Genomic DNA, 16,848 nt, shown 5'->3' on the forward strand with positions numbered 1-16,848 from the left:
GCATCATACTGCAATGGGATATGCCGATGGCCAAGTTCAGAACAGAACGCGACAGCATGGGAGCGCTGAAAGTTCCCGCGGAAGCGCTCTGGGGCGCCAGCACCCAGCGTGCCGTGGAGAACTTTCGGATCAGCGGCAAGGTCATGCCGCGCGCCTTCATTCGCGCGTTGGGCCTTATCAAAGGCGCTTGCGCGGCAGCCAACAGCGACTTGGGGTTGCTCGACGAAGCCAAGGCCAAGGCCATCGTCAACGCCTCCGAGCGGGTCATGCATGGCATTTTCGACGAGCACTTTCCGGTGGACGTGTTTCAGACCGGCTCGGGCACCAGCAGCAACATGAACGCCAACGAGGTTATCGCCAACGTGGCCAGCTCCGCTAAGCTCAAGGTGCATCCCAACGATGACGTGAACAAGGGGCAGAGCAGCAATGATGTCATCCCCTCCGCGCTGCACCTCTCCGCGGGGCTGGAAGTCAAGGAGAGGCTGCTGCCCGACCTGGATCGCCTGGCCCGGACCATCGCTGCGCGCGCCGACGAATTACAAGGCCTGACCAAGACCGGCCGCACCCACCTTATGGATGCCATGCCGCTGTCGCTCGGTCAGGAACTGAGCGCCTGGGAGACGCAGTTGCGCGAATGCTCGGACCGGCTTTCACGCGTGCTGAACACCCGGCTGCGCCAGCTCGCTCTGGGCGGCACCGCGGTGGGCACCGGAATCAACGCGCACCCGGACATGGCGGGCCACGCCTGCAAGTGGATCAGCGAGAAGACCGGGTTCGTGGTGGAGCCTGCGGACAACTACTTTGCGGCGCTCGCCGGGCAGGGCACGATGGCTGAACTGTCCGGTCACCTCAAGGTGCTGGCGATAACCCTCATGAAGATCGCCAACGACCTGCGCTGGATGAACTCCGGGCCCTTGGCGGGTTTGGGCGAAATCGAGCTGCCGGCGCTGCAGCCAGGCTCCAGCATCATGCCTGGCAAGGTCAATCCGGTGGCATGCGAGGCCGTCATGCAGGCGGCGGCGCAGGCGATCGGCAACGACACGGCCATTACGGTGGGCGCCCAGGCCGGAAACTTTCAGTTGAATGTGATGCTGCCCATGATTGGGCGCAATGCCCTGGAAAGCATTCTGATCCTTTCCGAGTCCTGCCTGCTGCTGGCGGACAAGGCAATCGCCGGCTTCACGGTGAACCGGCAGCGCCTTCAAGCCGTGCTCGAACGCAACCCGATCCTGGTAACGGCGCTGAATTCGATCATCGGTTACGACAAGGCTGCGGCAATCGCCAAGCGGGCCTACGCCGAGGGCCGCCCGATCCTGGAAGTGGCGGCCGAAGAGACCGATCTTTCAAAGCAGGAACTCAAGAAAATACTCGACCCCGCAACCCTGACCCAAGGCGGCATCCCCTCCGAATAACGGCGCGCCCGCCAAGCCATCCCATAGCACCAGCGCTGTCTTGTTCTCCCTCCTTCCCGCGGGAGCGTTGGAGGCAGGGATGCCGGAAACGAGCCCCAAGGATGGGTTCATGCGTCTCCCGCGGGAAGGAGGGAGAACAAGAAAACGCCTACGGTCTCGCACGACGGCAGCAAGAATGCCGAACCCAAGCTCAAGGGATGTGCTTGGAGGTCCCCCGCGGCAAACAAGAGAGCAGGTCCGCAACTATGGCGTTGTGCGGCGGTTGAGGATTTCAGGCCATTCGAGCTTCATCCAGGGGGAAAAGCGTTCCGGATAGCGATCGATTTCGAGGGTCAATGCGTCGGGCGTGATCCAGCGCCAGGCCGCAATCTCCGAGGGATCGGCCTTGATTTCGCCGCTGAACCCGCTCTCGAATACATGGCAAAGCTCGTTTTCGGAGAACTCCGCCGAATAGCGCGCCTCGTAATGAAACTTGTACAGGAACTGCGGCCGGCTATCGACGCCCAGTTCCTCGCGCACGCGACGCCTCGCGGCTTGGTCCACCGGCTCTCCCGGCCGCGGGTGGCCGCAGCAGGCGTTCGACCAATACAAGGGCCACAGCGGTTTGGCGGCGCTGCGCTGTTGTAACAGAATGCGCCCACTAGCGTCATGGATGAACACCGAAAAGGCGCGGTGCAGCAAGCCTTCGCCGGCGTGACATGCTGTCTTTTCTGCCGTGCCGAGTTCGCAGTCATCGGCATCCACAAGCACCAGTTCCGTGCTGCCTTCTTGGGCATGCATCAGTGTGCCTTTCCGGATTCGCGGCGAAGCATGCTCCGTTGGCGCAGGCGCGCCTTCACGGAAGGCGTTCCACCTGCCCTCCGCCGGCGGTAAGTTTCAGCGCGATGGTCTCTGCGCCGGCTTTTTCCAGCGACTCGCGGACCGGCTCGCAGGATTCTGCGCACAGCGCCACCATGGCGCCGCCGCCCCCGCCGCCCGTCAATTTGGCGCCCAGCGCTCCGCCCATGCGGGCGGCGTCCACCAGGCGCTCCAGCTCCGGCGTGGCCAATTGCAAGCCGTTCAGCAGCCCGTGGTTGACGTTCATCAGGTCGCCCAATTCCTCAAGACGGCCCCGCTCCAGGCAGCGGCGCGCCTGCACGGCCAGCTCGCCGATCTCCTTGAAGATTCGATCATAGACAGCGGGGTTGCGGTCGCGCGCCGAGCGGACGTTTTCCACAGTAACCGCGGTCAGGCTTTCCGTGCCGCTAAGACCAATCACCAAGTATGTGTCCGCACCCGCGACAACCGGTTCGATAGACGGTGGGGTCCCCTTGCGGTAGAGCAGGGTGGTTTCATGGGCCGATACCGCGTTGTCCACTCCGCTGGCCGCGCCGTGCGCGAATTGCTCGCATTCCCAGGCAATCTCGTTGATTCGCGCGACGCTCAGATTCAAGTCGAAGTGCTTGCTCATGGCACGCAGGATCGCGACCGCCATGGCTGCGGACGAACCCAGCCCTACGCCGCGCGGCAAGTCCGAGAACAGCGAAATGCGCATTGACTCGCCCTCCAGCCCAAGCTGTTCGAGAATCCGCAGGGCCGAGCGTTCCCAGGGCCGCCGCCGCCGCCCCGGCGTCAGGCGGTATTCCAGTCCCCACGCCGGGATCGCCAGTTGAACGCCTTGCTCGCTGCCGCTGATCTGGGCGCGCACCTTGATCGGAACGGGGCAGGCCAGCGCGGGCTCGCCGAACACAGCGGCGTGCTCGCCGAGCAGGATCAACTTGCCGCAGGCTACGCCGAGGCCGGCTGCCGCTGCTTCGTCCAATGCCGGAAGCTCCCTCTCGCGTTGCAGTTCGCCCAATACTTCCCGAGCGCGCCAGACTTTCACCTCGCCTTCGCCGATAAGCCGCTCCAGAACTTGGTCAAACAGCTCCGGCGGCGTTCCGGCGGCTTTGACCACGGTGCGCGCATGCAGCGTCATGTGTCCCGCCTGTATGCCTTCGGTAACCAGCGCCCGCAGCGCCGAGAAATTCTGCGCCAGTCCCACGGCGGCCATCACTTGGGCCAGCTCTTGCGCCGAACCGACGCGCATCATGCGCAGGAACAGCCCGGTGGCCGGATTGGCCTCCTGTGCGCCGCCGACTATGCCCACCTTGAGCGGCATTTCCAGGCGTCCGCAGAGGGCACCGCGCTCGTTGCGCCACCACTTGGATAGCGCCGTGTACTGGCCATGGCGCGCGGCCCAGGCATGCGCTCCGGCTTCAAGTGCCCGCCAGTCATTGCCGGTCGCCAGCGCTACTGCATCCACCCCGTTCATGATCCCCTTGTTGTGGGTGGCCGCGCGGTACGGATCGGTGGCGGCCAATTCGGCGGCCAAGGCGATGCCGTCGCCCACGTCATCGCCGCTTTGCTCCTTGCCGGCCAGCAATTCCACCGGAATCTCCACTTCCGCCCGGGCCAGCGCGCGGTCGCTGAGATTCGAAAGGATACGCATGAACACCTGCCCGCCGCTCATGCTTTCCACCAGCGCGGACACGCCTTCGCACATGCTGTTCACCAAATTGGCGCCCATCGCGTCGCGCGTATCCACCAGCAGGTGCAGCACCAGCAACTCGCCATCGCCTCCGGGCATTGCGCGGCGATGCACCTCCACGTCCACGACCCCGCCTCCGCGGGCCACCATGCGCGGATGAATGCTGTTGGCCAGCCGGATGATCTCCTCGCGGCGCGAAAGCAGGTCGGCCGCAGCACGCGCCGGCTCGGGAACGTTAAGCAACTGAATCTGTCCGATCAGCACTGGTTCGTCGGCTTCCGCCCGGAAGCCACCGCTTTCGCGCACCAGCTTCGCCGCCGAACTCAGCGCCGCCACCACCGAAGGTTCCTCCACGGCCATTGGCGCCACGTATTCGCGGCCGTTGATGAGAAAGTTGAGCCCCAGGCCTACCGGCAGTCCCAGCACGCCGATAACGTTCTCGATCATGCGGTCGGCGCGCTCCGCATCCAGGGTCTGGCGTCCGTTCGCCAAGTCCTTGAAGTCCGACTCGTTGAGCAATCCATGCTCCAGCGCCGTTCGCACCCGCTCGCGCGGCGTCAGGCGGTAAAAACCGGGAATGCGCGACCCTTTCAAAGCACCTGCAATTATACGAAAGCGCGCCCTGCTCACTTGTGGCAAAATGCCGGCGGAATTCAGAATTCGCTTGGGGGCGACTCGCATGATCCACACGATCCAATTGCTGAAATCTTCAGCGCGCACGACCGCGCTGGCCATATGCGCGGCAAGCCTCGCCATTCCCGTTTATGCACAGGAGCTGGAGGAAATCGTGGTTGTCGCGCGTAAGCGCGAGGAATCGCTCCAGGAAGTGCCGATCAGCATCGCCACCTTCAGTGCGGAAGATCTTGAGGTGCAGGGAATCGAGAGCCTGGAGGACATTGCCCGCCAGTCGGCCGGCATAATTTTCGACCGGGGTTTCGGTCCGCAGGATGTGCGCGTTGTCATGCGCGGCCTGTCTCCCACCCGCGGACGTCCGAACGTGGCGGTACTGTTGGATGACGTGGACATTTCCGGCGAAGCCATCCGCACCGCCGGCAGTTCGCTGACGGTCAACCCCAGGCTCATTGATGTGGAACGCATCGAGGTGGTCCGTGGTCCGCAGTCGGCGCTCTTTGGCCGCAGCGCTTTCGGCGGCGCGATCCATTACGTCACCCGGCGCCCCAGCGCCGAGCGTCGCGCCAAGGTTTCGGTCGATATCTCCGCCGAAGGCAAGCGCGAAATAACGGCGCAGGCCAGCGGCCCCTTGAGCGACAATTTCTTCGTGGGCTTCAACGCAGCCGCGTGGAGCGAGGACGGCTATTACGAGAATACGCTGACCGGCGCGGACATAGGCGGGCAGGAGGGTGTCGGCGCCACTTTGACAGCCGCGCTTGATATCTCGGAGTCGGCCCGGTTGACTGCCCGCGTCGAGTTTACTGAGGACGAGTTTGGGCCGGCGGCTTCCGCGGCATCCCAGCAGCGCACGTTTCTGGCGGCGCCTGCGTCTGGGCTAGGAGTGCTCTGGCATCCGGACGCCACCGGCGTCGATCAGCCGTTCGGGCCGGTCGCCAGCATCGATGAACTTACGATCGCCCTGTCGCCAGACCCGCGCACCGGGGAGGATTATCCGGGAACTACCCGCGAAGTGCTGCGCGGACAACTGCGGGCCGAGTTCGATTTCAGCGGCGCCATGCTGACCTCCATCACCCATTTCGGCCTCGTCGAGTACGACCAGTATTTCGATTCGCAGCGCACCGGCGACGCTTCCGCTCCGGTACCCCCGTTCGGCATCAGCGTGGCCGCGGAGACCGTGTTTGAGACGGAGACCGATCTCTTCAGCCAGGAGCTGCGGCTGAGTTCGACAGGCGAAGGGCCCCTGACCTGGGTGCTTGGCGGCTTGTACTGGGCCGAAGACACCCACCAGGACGAGTATTCGATTACCTGCATCATGCATGGTTTCAGACCGCCATTCTCCACGAATCCGGCGCTGCCGATCGATTGCGGCCACTGGATGCGCCGCGTTGGCACTGAACTGCCTCGCGTGAACCATCCCTGGGATCGGGACATTTCGCACTTTTCCGGCTACGGTCTGGTGGACTGGCAGTTTACCGACGCTTGGGATGTGGGTTTCGAGGCGCGTTACGTAAGCGAGGAGTTGGATATGGCCGGGCCTTCCACGGGAACGCTGATCACCAACGCGTTCGGCCCGTTCTTCATTGACGTTCCGCTATCAGGCCCGCAGAACTTCGCCGAGGAAGACGACAGCTACGTGGCGCCCAAGCTGGTGCTGCGCTACCGTCCGTCGGACGATCAGACCTGGTACGGCTCCATTTCGCGCGGCGTGAAGCCCGGCGGCATCAGCTCGCTGGTGGGCCCGCAGGGATTCGATAATCCCGATGTGTACCGGTTCGAGGCCGAGAAGATCACCGTGTATGAGCTGGGCTGGAAGACGAGTTGGATGGACAATCGACTGCGGTTGAACGGCGCTTTCTTCTATCAGGACTTCAGCGACAAGCAGCTCACCACGCAGTACCTGCCGCCTGGCGAAGGGGCCGTTCTGGGAAGCCGTCCCGAAAACGCCTCGGCCGCCAAAATTACTGGTCTGGAGTTGGACACTACTGCGGTTCTGACCGACAACCTCACCATGCGCTGGGGCTACACATGGCTTGATTCCGAATACGACGAATACAACAAGTTGAGTACCTCGATCAGCGACGCCGTGCGCGGCGGCAGTTGCGAGCTGGTGACCCTGGGCGGCAACATCACCTGCTTGGTGGACCTGACCGGCAACGAGATTGAGGATGTGCCGCAGCATCAGTTGTTTGCCGGCATTTCCTGGCGCTCCGAGATGGCCAACGGCGGCGAGTTCATGGTGGATCTGGATATTCAATACCAGGGCTCGCGCTATGAGGCCGAATGGAATCTGCTGGAAATCGAGAGCTACATGCTGGCGGACCTGCGGCTGGGCGTTTCGCGAGGTCCCTGGATGGTGATGGCCTACGTAAGCAATCTGTTCGACGACGACACCATGCGCAGCGCGCTCAGCGCACCCGATTTTGCCGGGATCAGCGTGGTTGCGGGTTTTGTGCCGCCTCCGAGGGTGCCACCTCCTGGGCGGGTTTTCGTAACCCAGTTGTTCCCGAACTCAACGAACATCTATTACCCCGACCCGCGCGAGTTCGGGGTGCGCGCCAGCTACACCTTCTAGCTTGTCGCAAACTTCAACCGACTGCGCCGGCGCGTACCCTCAAGTCCGCCGGCGCAGTCGTTTAAGCTGGACTAGCCTTGGCCCCGGTAGCTCAGCCGGATAGAGCGTCCGCCTCCTAAGCGGAAGGTCCCAGGTTCGAATCCTGGCCGGGGCGCAGTACGCGTAGGAGAAATGTCTTGACCATTGCAGGAAGAATCAGGCACCTGACTCGCATCGGCCTCTCGCACATGAACGAAGCCGTCCTGGACGTGCTTTTTCATACCCACCAGCAGCCGCCGGGACCGACGGCCTCGGAAATTCACCAGCGTATGGGATTGGGCGACGATTTCGGGAGCCCGCCGCACGGCTTCGTCGAGGGCTTGCTGCGTCACCTGGAAAGTCAGGGCAGCGTTATATCCGGTTCGAATCAAGGCACGGACGCGGGCTTGGAGCATGCGACAACCTGGCGCCTGACGGAACAGGAGTACGCCCAGCGCTGCGAATAGTTTCGCCCCCGGTCCCTGATTCTCAGGAGTCTTGCTGGTTAGCCGTTTTCCTTCGTAGTCTCCGAGGGATAAAGCATGTTCTTGTTGTAGCCGCTCGCTTTAGCTAAAGCGCTCGACGATGCGGTACTGCGAGTGCCGCCCGCCGAGCCGCGATTCGATCAGGACAAATTCGCCTATTGCCCAATTGATGGGGCTAGGCGGTTCCTTGGGCGTGAGACGATTAACCTTGCGCGCCAGGGTCATGTGCGGGATGAACGCGCGCCTGCTGCGCGGCAAACCGAGATCGTGGCCGATTCTCCGCAGTTCGCCCGCCAGCGCGGCCATCGCGGTAGGCGTCTCCCGCACGCCCAGCCATAGCGTTCGCGCGCGCTGCCAATAGCCGTAGTGATCCAGTGTGAGCGCGAAGGGTTCCATAATCAGGCTACCCGCGTGCTCAACAAGCCCGGACACAATCCCGTCCCCGACGGACCCCAGAAAGTACAAGGTGATATGCAGATTCTCGGCCGGAGTGGCTTTGCCGCCGGTTCCCCGCACTTCCGCGCGAGTGGCGCGCGCAATGCGCAGCCGCAGTTCTTCGTCGGGCCACAGCGCGAAGAACAGCCGCCTGCCTGAAGCCCGCCTCATCCAGCGACCATAGCACGCCTGCCATCGCCCCGTGATGTTGTTTCGCCCGCGCGCAACCCGCGCGATTATGGCTTTGCAATAGTGTGTTAGGCTGATTTTCGCCGTTAGCTCCCGCGAACGGCGCAAAGATATTAGTTCAGCCCGACTGCGCAGAGGATTCGCAGGCGCGGCTGAGGGGGGATCAGATGACCCACGATTCCGGGCGGAGCGTTTGGCCGGCCTGCCGAACTATTCGGCGCGGGTCGGCCGTGCGCCATCCGGGCGCTCTGGCGGGTAATTCCTTGGAAGAGCATGACGCCCGGTCCCGTCCGGCACCGCGGTACTCTCTCGCCCGGCTTTTCGGCGGGCTTTTAACCCTGGCGCTTGTTATAGCGGCTGCCATTCAGCCAGCGCAGGCGCAATCCAACACGTTGGTCCTGAGCACGGGCTCCTTGCAAGTCACCGAAGGTGCATCTAGCACGTTCACGGTAGAGCTGTCGCAGGCGCCGACGGGCAGTGTCACGGTATCGCTAGCCAGCGACAACACGGATGTGAGCGTAAGTCCATCGCCCCTGACGTTCACGACGGCCAATTGGAGTACGGCGCAGACGGTGACGGTGAGTGCGGCAGCGGATTCGGACAATCTGGACGACAGCGCGGTGGTATCGCTGTCTGCATCGGGCGGCGGCTACGGGAGTGTTTCGGGGTCGGTGGCGGTAGCGGTGCTGGACACCAGGCCGCCGGCGCCGCCGAACCTGACGGCGTATGCGGGCGATGGGCAGGTGGAGTTGCGTTGGGATGTGCTGCTGGCGATAGACCAGTGGCAAGTGCGCTACAGGGAGGTTGCCGGGAGCGTTGGCGCTTGGGCGCAGGTGTATCCGACTGTAGTTGCTGGCGGGCGTTTGAGCCACACGGTTTCGGGTTTGACCAACGGCACTTCATACGATTTCGAGGTGCGCGGGGTGCGCACCGGCGCGCAGAAGCGGGGCTTGGTAGCGCAGGTGACGGAGGCGCCGGTGGCTCCGCCGGGAAGTCTGACGATAGTTCCGGGGAACCTGTTGATTGCCGAGAGCGGCGGCGGGACGTTTACGGTGGCGCTGGGCACCGTACCTTCAGCGGACGTGACGGTGAGCGTGACGCAGGCCGCTGCCACGGGCAATGCGGATGTGACGGTGGACAAGACCTCGCTGACGTTCACTGCAGGCAACTATTCCACGGCACAGACTGTCACGGTGAGCGCGGCGCACGACGCCGACGGCGATGACGACAGCGCGACACTGTTGCTGAGCGCCAGTGGTGGGGGTTACGGCAGCGTGACCGGCTCGGTGGAGGTAACGGTGACGGACGACGATGAGCCGCCGGCACAACCCACGGGCTTTACGGCGGTGGCAGGGGACCGGCAGGTTGCCTTGAACTGGACCGATCCGCAGGACAGCAGCATCACCAAGTGGCAGGTGCGGCATAAGGCGGGCGCAAGTTTTGACGCTGCCGACGATCTGTGGACGGACATTGCCGGCAGCGGAGCTTCGACCACCAGCTACACGGTGGGCAGTTTGAGCAACAACACGGCCTATGTATTCCAGGTGCGTGCGGTGAACGCGGTCGGCGCTGGCGCGTCCTCGGCGGCACAGACGGCCACGCCGGAGGCGGTGGCGCCGGGCAGGCCGCAGAATGTTACGGCGGTGGGCGGCAATGGCGGGATCGCGCTGAGTTGGGATGTGCTGCCAGAAGCGACGGGCTGGCAGTATCGGCTGAAGCAAGGGGATAGCAATAGCCCTTGGGGTAGTGCTCCGTGGACGGACATCGCCGGCAGCAGCGCAGTTACGACTATGCACACGATTACGGGCTTGACCAACGGCTTGGTTTATACGATCCGTGTGCGTGCGGTGCGGGATGGCAAGAATGGCTTGGCGCGCGAAGTGAGCGCCACGCCGCAGTTGTCGGCGCCGTTTGCGCCTTCGGGCTTTGCGGCCACGCCGGGCAATGGGCAGGTAGTGCTGCGTTGGGACGACTCGCAGGACGCCAGCATCACGAAGTGGCAGATGCGCCACAAGGCTGGGACGAGCTTTGCCGCCACTGACGATCTGTGGACGGACATCGCCGGCAGCGCAGCTTCGACTAACGGCCATACGGTGACGGGCCTGACCAACGGCACACAGTATGTATTCGAAGTGCGTGCGGTGAACGCGGTGGGCACTGGCGCGGAATCGGTAGCGGTGACCGCCACGCCGGCGCCGGACCCCGCTTTGACCTTGTCTGTGGCGAGCCTGACGGTTGCCGAAGGCGGCAGCGGGACGTTTACGATAGCGCTGGCCACCGCGCCTTCGGCGAACGTGACGGTGAGCGTGACGCAGGCCGCTGCCACAGCCAATGCGGATGTGACGGTGGACAAGACCTCGCTGACGTTCACTGCAGGCAACTATTCCACGGCACAGACCGTGACTTTGAGCGCGGCGCACGACGATGATGGCGATGACGACAGTGCGTCGCTGTTGCTAAGCGCCAGCGGTGGGGGTTACGGCAGCGTAACTGGCTCGGTGGACGTAACGGTGACGGACGACGACGAGGCGCCGGCACAACCCATGGGCTTTACGGCCACGTCGGGCGACGGGCAGGTAGTGCTGAGTTGGGACGATCCGGCCGATGCCAGCATCAGCAAGTGGCAGGTGCGCCATAGGGTTGGCTCAAGCTTTGCCGCCACGGACGATCTCTGGACGGACATCGCCGGCAGCACGGACTCGACTACCAGCCACGCGGTGACGGGCCTGACCAACGGCACCCAGTATGTATTTCAAGTGCGTGCGGTGAACGCGGTCGGTGCTGGCGCCGCTTCGGCGGCACAGACGGCCACGCCGGTGGCAACAGCAGCTCTGAACGTATCGCTGGCGAGCCTGTCTATTGATGAGGGCAGCAGCGGGACGTTTACGGTGGTTCTGGATGCGGTGCCGACGGGTGATGTGACGGTATCGCTAGCCAGCGACAACACGGATGTGAGCGTAAGTCCATCGCCCCTGACGTTCACGACGGCCAATTGGAGTACGGCGCAGACGGTGACGGTGAGTGCGGCAGCGGATTCGGACAATCTGGACGACAGCGCGGTGGTATCGCTGTCTGCATCGGGCGGCGGCTACGGGAGTGTTTCGGGGTCGGTGGCGGTAGCGGTGCTGGACACCAGGCCGCCGGCGCCGCCGAACCTGACGGCGTATGCGGGCGATGGGCAGGTGGAGTTGCGTTGGGATGTGCTGCTGGCGATAGACCAGTGGCAAGTGCGCTACAGGGAGGTTGCCGGGAGCGTTGGCGCTTGGGCGCAGGTGTATCCGACTGTAGTTGCTGGCGGGCGTTTGAGCCACACGGTTTCGGGTTTGACCAACGGCACTTCATACGATTTCGAGGTGCGCGGGGTGCGCACCGGCGCGCAGAAGCGGGGCTTGGTAGCGCAGGTGACGGAGGCGCCGGTGGCTCCGCCGGGAAGTCTGACGATAGTTCCGGGGAACCTGTTGATTGCCGAGAGCGGCGGCGGGACGTTTACGGTGGCGCTGGGCACCGTACCTTCAGCGGACGTGACGGTGAGCGTGACGCAGGCCGCTGCCACGGGCAATGCGGATGTGACGGTGGACAAGACCTCGCTGACGTTCACTGCAGGCAACTATTCCACGGCACAGACTGTCACGGTGAGCGCGGCGCACGACGCCGACGGCGATGACGACAGCGCGACACTGTTGCTGAGCGCCAGCGGTGGGGGTTACGGCAGCGTGACCGGCTCAGTGGAGGTAACGGTGACGGACGACGATGAGCCGCCGGCACAACCCACGGGCTTTACGGCGGTGGCAGGGGACCGGCAGGTTGCCTTGAACTGGACTGATCCGCAGGACAGCAGCATCAGCAAGTGGCAGGTGCGGCATAAGGCGGGCGCAAGTTTTGACGCTGCCGACGATCTGTGGACGGACATTGCCGGCAGCGGAGCTTCGACCACCAGCCACACGGTGACGGGGCTGAGCAACGGCACTCAGTATGTATTCCAGGTGCGTGCGGTGAACGCGGTCGGCGCTGGCGCGTCCTCGGCGGCACAGACGGCCACGCCGGAGGCGGTGGCGCCGGGCAGGCCGCAGAATGTTACGGCGGTGGGCGGCAATGGCGGGATCGCGCTGAGTTGGGATGCGCAGCCGGAAGCGACGGGCTGGCAGTATCGGCTGAAGCAAGGGGATAGCAATAGCCCTTGGGGTAGTGCTCCGTGGACGGACATCGCCGTCAGCAGCGCAGCTACGACTATGCACACGATTACGGGCCTGACCAACGGCTTGGTTTATACGATCCGTGTGCGTGCGGTGCGGGATGGCAAGAATGGCTTGGCGCGCGAAGTGAGCGCCACGCCGCAGTTGTCGGCGCCGTTTGCGCCTTTGGGCTTTGCGGCCACGCCGGGCAATGGGCAGGTAGTGCTGCGTTGGGACGACCCGCAGGACGCCAGCATCAGCAAGTGGCAGGTGCGCCACAAGGCTGGGACGAGCTTTGCCAATACTGACGATCTCTGGACGGACATCGCCGGCAGCGCTGCTTCGACTAACGGCCACACGGTGACGGGCCTGACCAACGGCACCCAGTATGTATTCCAAGTGCGTGCGGTGAACGCGGTGGGCGCTGGCGCCGCTTCGGCAGATATGACTGAGACGCCAGAGGCGCCGAATAATGCGCCGACAGTTGCCAATGCGATTTCGGATCAGTCGGTTGATGTGGGTTCGGCGGTGACAGTGGACCTTGAGGCGGGCGGCAGCGAGGTGTTTGCGGACGCCGACGGCGATACGCTGACGTATACGGCGAGTTCGGGAGCGGCGGCGACGGCGACGGTCGCGGTGGACGCGGCGGCCAAGACCGTGACGGTGACGGGCGTTGCCGCCGGCACGGCAACGATCACGGTGACGGCAGAGGATCCGAGTGGTGCGTCGGTGTCGGACCGGTTCGAGGTTACCGTCATAGCCTCAGCAGCGCCGTATCCGCCGCCGCATTTATCGGCGGAGCCGGGAGACGGGCTGGTGACGCTGAGTTGGGGTTTTCCGACCGGGCCATATTCGTCGGGTTTTCAGATGCGGAACAAGGTCAAGGCGGGGGGTTCGTTCACGCCCTGGGTGGACACCCATGAAACCGACCTAACGGTCACAGTGACAGGCTTGACGAACGGCACGGAATATACCTTTGAGGTGCGTTCAAAGAACAGCGGGGGTGTGAGTTCTGCGATATCGAAAGATGCGACGCCCACGGCGGCGGCGCCGCATCCTCCTTTGAATGTATCGGCGGAGCCGGGAGACGGGAAGGTGAGGCTAAGTTGGTCGGCGCCGACGAGCGGGGGTGTGGTTTCGGCATACCAGGTGCAATACCGCCCACCCAATACGAGCCGGAGCGGCTTTCCGCCCTTGGAAATAGTTGCGCACTTCACCACGATCAGTTATTTGGGCTTGAGGAATGGTACGGAATATACCTTTGAGGTGCGCTCAAAGAACAGCGCGGGTGTGAGTTCTGCGGTATCGACAGTTGTGACGCCCATGGAGGTGACAAGCGGCGATCCGATGGTGGTTATTCCGATCATTGATCATTCGGTCTTGGCGGGGAGCTCGGTGACTGTGGACATCGGCTCGGTGTTCAACGACCCGGACGGCGATACGCTGACGTATACGGCGACATCGGAGGCGCCAAGTGTGGCGGCGGTGTCGTTGTCGGGGACCACATTGACGGTCACCGGCGGCGCTTTGGGCACAGCGGCGGTGACAGTGACGGCGGAAGACCCGGGCGGCGCGTCGGTATCGGACGCGTTCGAAGTTACCGTGAGCAACAGCCTCAGGACCGCGGCGCCGACGATTGTGCACCTGGTACCCGGTGCTGCCCAGTTTACGGTGCGCTGGGGCTGGACTGACGACACAGGCGGGGTATGCCTGCTCACTGGAAGCCGGTCGGTTTTTGAGGTGGAATACAAGAAATCGACGGAGTCGAGTTGGCTGCAAGCCTATGAAGAGCTTCCGAACAGTGCGGACCGCGGCGTGTTCGAATTGGTAGGGAACGGCGCTCTCAGGCGGTTCACCATCGGGGCAGGAGCGACAGGGAGCCTTCCGGTGCAGACCGGAGTTGCGCTGGACCCTGTTGCATACGATGTTCGCGTTTTGGCCTACAGTGGGCCGTGCGAACAACCGCCGCACGAGCCGAACAGTCCCTACAGCTTGGTGGCAAGCACCAGTGTCTTGCCGGCGGTGAGCAATGCGTCCGTTGCGGACGGTGGCGTCATGTCTGCTCCGGGGCAGGTGCTGCCCGGCTCGGGTGTTTCCGGCTTGCTGACGTTTGCGGGGCAGTCGTTGGAGGCGCTGCGATTGCGCGAAGGCCGCGCGGTGCGCGAGGAGTTGCCCGAGGCGCAGGGTGGTGAAGGCGCATTGACCTACGCGCTGTCGCCGGCGTTGCCGGCGGGCTTGCGGTTCGATGCGGACACGCGCACGATCTCGGGTACGCCCCTGGCGCCGGTGGCGGAGACGCGCTATACGCTTACTGTCACCGAGTCCGAAGCATCAGCAGAAGCCACGCCGCAAAGCGCGTCGCTGTCGTTCCTGCTGGAGGTGGGGGCGGACACCAAGCCGGTATTCGCGCAAGCCGTGGCGGACATGGCGTTCGAGCGCAACCGGCCGATCGAGCCGCGGGTGCTGCCTTTAGCCACGGGCGGCGAGGGCGAGTTGCGCTACGCGCTGGAGCCTTTCCTGCCGGCGGGGCTGTATTTGGACGAAGACACGCGCACGATTTCGGGAACGCCGGAAACGGTGCGGGACGAGACGCTGTATCGCTGGACGGCGGTGGATAGCGATGGCGATAGGGCGGTGGCGGAGTTTCGGATGACGGTGGTTGCCGAGCCCAGCGTGGCGAGCCGCGCGGCATGGGCGCACAAGGCGATTCTGCCGGACCTGGTGCGCGGCGCCACGGACATGACGCTGGATGCGGTCGGGGCGCGCACACAACAAGCACGAACGGGCGATACACAGGGTCTTGCCGCCGCCAGCACGGGCGAAGCGCAGCTTCTGGGACAGCGTTTCACGTTCGGTGCGAAGGACAATAGTTCGGCCCCGCAGTCCTCGGCGCTGGATAGTTTGCCGAGTCTCCTGCAAAGCACGGGTCCGACACTGAATACCGAGGATGCGGGCGAGGCCTTGATGCAGCGGATGCTGGAGGGCGCGTCGTTCCGGATGCACTTGGGCGGCGGCGCGGACGGCATGGGCCGGCGCTATACGCTCTGGGGTCAGGGCGGCTACCGGAGCTTGAGCGCTCAGCAGGACGGCATCGCGTTCTCCGGCGGCTTGTCCGGATTGCACCTGGGCGCGGATACGCGCTTGAGCGATACGCTGCTGGCAGGCGTTGCGGTCTCGCATTCCTCGGCGCAGATGGATTACACGGAAACGTATCGGGGCGAGACGCTGGAAGGCGTATATGGCTTTTCACTGTCCGGTGTGCATCCGTATGCGGACTGGCAGCATGCCAGCGGTCTTGGTGTGTGGCTGTCGGCCGGCGCCAGCCGTGGCGAAGTGCAGGTGTGGGACCGTGCGCAAGAAGAACAAGATGCGGTGCGCAATGCGCTGAGCGTGCATGCGCTGTCCGGCGGTGTGGAGCGTCCTTTGGCACGGCGTGGCGTCTGGGGTCTGGCATTCAAGGCGGACGGTTCGGTATCGGATGTGACGGTGTCGGATGTCGGTTCTGCGGATGACATAGCGCTGCGTGTATCGCGCTTGCGTATGTCGGTGCAGGCGGACTGGGAGCTGGGCGTCTGGTCGCCTTATGCGGAACTGGGTCTGCGCCATGACGGCGGCGCTGGCGGTTCGGGCATGGGTCTGGAGGCGGGTGGCGGTGTGCGCTACTCGGGTTCTTCGGGCTGGCAGTTCGAGGGCGAGGCCAGGAGCCTGGCGCTGGGTTCGGGCAGCCGCCGGGAGTGGCAGCTGCAGGCGACGCTGTCGAGACAGCCTGCGGCGGGTGCGGGTGGTTTCCGGATGCGCTTGAGTCCGGCGTATGGTCCTGCCGGGGGCATGAGCGGTGTATTGGACCGGTTGTGGTCGGACGGCATGGGTGCGGGTGTTACCACGGGCCTGGGTGGTCTTTTGGATGCGGGGGCTTATCAGAGCCGTCTGGACCTGGAGTTGGGTTATGGCTGGCCGGTGAACCGTGGTCTGGTGGAGTTGTATGGCGGCGGTTCGGCAATGGCGGGAGGCGCTGTGAATCCTGCGGTGGCTTCGAGCGGCCGTTTGCATGTAGGCGGCCGCTTTGAGGCAACCTCAGGCTGGCATGTGCGTTTGGAGTTGCAGTGGGACGGTTCGGCGGCGGGTGGCGTGCCATCGGCGCCTGGCGGCATGAACGGCGATGTGTTCTCAAGCGGGCTGTTTGGCGGTGCTTCCGCTTCGGGTGTTTCCGGGCTGGCGGACGAGCGCCTGGCGGATGTTGGGCCACATGCAAGCGAGCCGGGGCGTTATGGCGATTCGCTGCGCGCGCTCGGTGCGGCGCCGTTGAATTCGGCCGGGCGCGGCATCGTGCTCACGATCAGCTCGCGCTCGTTGGGGCGCTGAGTCGGCGGCCTCGCACGAGCGGCGCCGACAAGGACATATAACGCCATTCGCCGCTTCTCAG

General features: G+C 64.2%; 7 protein-coding genes and 1 tRNA gene. 5 read left to right on the forward strand and 3 right to left on the reverse strand.

The window, feature by feature from the left end; all coding sequences use genetic code 11:
* Positions 1 to 26 precede the first annotated feature (26 nt).
* Positions 27 to 1,412 (forward strand): class II fumarate hydratase, encoded by a 1,386-nt coding sequence (locus ACWCOO_RS04845; RefSeq protein ID WP_446831828.1) that lies wholly within the window; start codon positions 27 to 29, stop codon positions 1,410 to 1,412.
* A 243-nt stretch (positions 1,413 to 1,655) separates the two neighbouring features.
* On the opposite strand, the gene idi is transcribed toward ACWCOO_RS04845, so the two are convergent.
* Positions 1,656 to 2,192, reverse strand: coding sequence for an isopentenyl-diphosphate Delta-isomerase (gene idi, locus ACWCOO_RS04850; protein ID WP_446831829.1), 537 nt, complete (start codon positions 2,190 to 2,192; stop codon positions 1,656 to 1,658).
* A 55-nt stretch (positions 2,193 to 2,247) separates the two neighbouring features.
* Complete coding sequence (locus ACWCOO_RS04855) at positions 2,248 to 4,515, reverse strand: hydroxymethylglutaryl-CoA reductase, degradative (protein ID WP_446831830.1); 2,268 nt, start codon at positions 4,513 to 4,515, stop codon at positions 2,248 to 2,250.
* 85 nt (positions 4,516 to 4,600) lie between these two features.
* Between ACWCOO_RS04855 and ACWCOO_RS04860 the strand changes: the two genes are divergently transcribed.
* The 3 genes from ACWCOO_RS04860 to ACWCOO_RS04870 all read left to right on the forward strand — a co-directional run bounded on the left by ACWCOO_RS04860 (position 4,601) and on the right by ACWCOO_RS04870 (position 7,611).
* Positions 4,601 to 7,126 carry a TonB-dependent receptor gene (locus ACWCOO_RS04860; RefSeq protein ID WP_446831831.1) on the forward strand — a complete coding sequence of 842 codons (2,526 nt, stop codon included), beginning with the start codon at positions 4,601 to 4,603 and terminating at the stop codon, positions 7,124 to 7,126.
* A gap of 80 nt (positions 7,127 to 7,206) precedes the next feature.
* Positions 7,207 to 7,280 (forward strand) — tRNA-Arg (locus ACWCOO_RS04865).
* Between the two features lie 22 nt (positions 7,281 to 7,302).
* A complete protein-coding gene (locus ACWCOO_RS04870) occupies positions 7,303 to 7,611 on the forward strand; it encodes a hypothetical protein (protein ID WP_446831832.1) in 309 nt (102 codons plus the stop codon).
* A 99-nt stretch (positions 7,612 to 7,710) separates the two neighbouring features.
* On the opposite strand, the gene thpR is transcribed toward ACWCOO_RS04870, so the two are convergent.
* Entirely contained in the window at positions 7,711 to 8,235 is a 525-nt protein-coding gene (gene thpR / locus ACWCOO_RS04875; protein ID WP_446831833.1) for an RNA 2',3'-cyclic phosphodiesterase, read from the reverse strand.
* A 431-nt stretch (positions 8,236 to 8,666) separates the two neighbouring features.
* Here thpR and ACWCOO_RS04880 point away from each other — a divergent pair, with 431 nt between their 5' ends.
* Positions 8,667 to 16,787, forward strand: coding sequence for a fibronectin type III domain-containing protein (locus tag ACWCOO_RS04880; protein ID WP_446831834.1), 8,121 nt, complete (start codon positions 8,667 to 8,669; stop codon positions 16,785 to 16,787).
* Positions 16,788 to 16,848 lie beyond the last annotated feature (61 nt).

The organism is Candidatus Foliamicus sp. (genome assembly GCF_965221325.1).
In the GTDB taxonomy this organism is placed as follows: domain Bacteria; phylum Pseudomonadota; class Gammaproteobacteria; order Steroidobacterales; family Foliamicaceae; genus Foliamicus.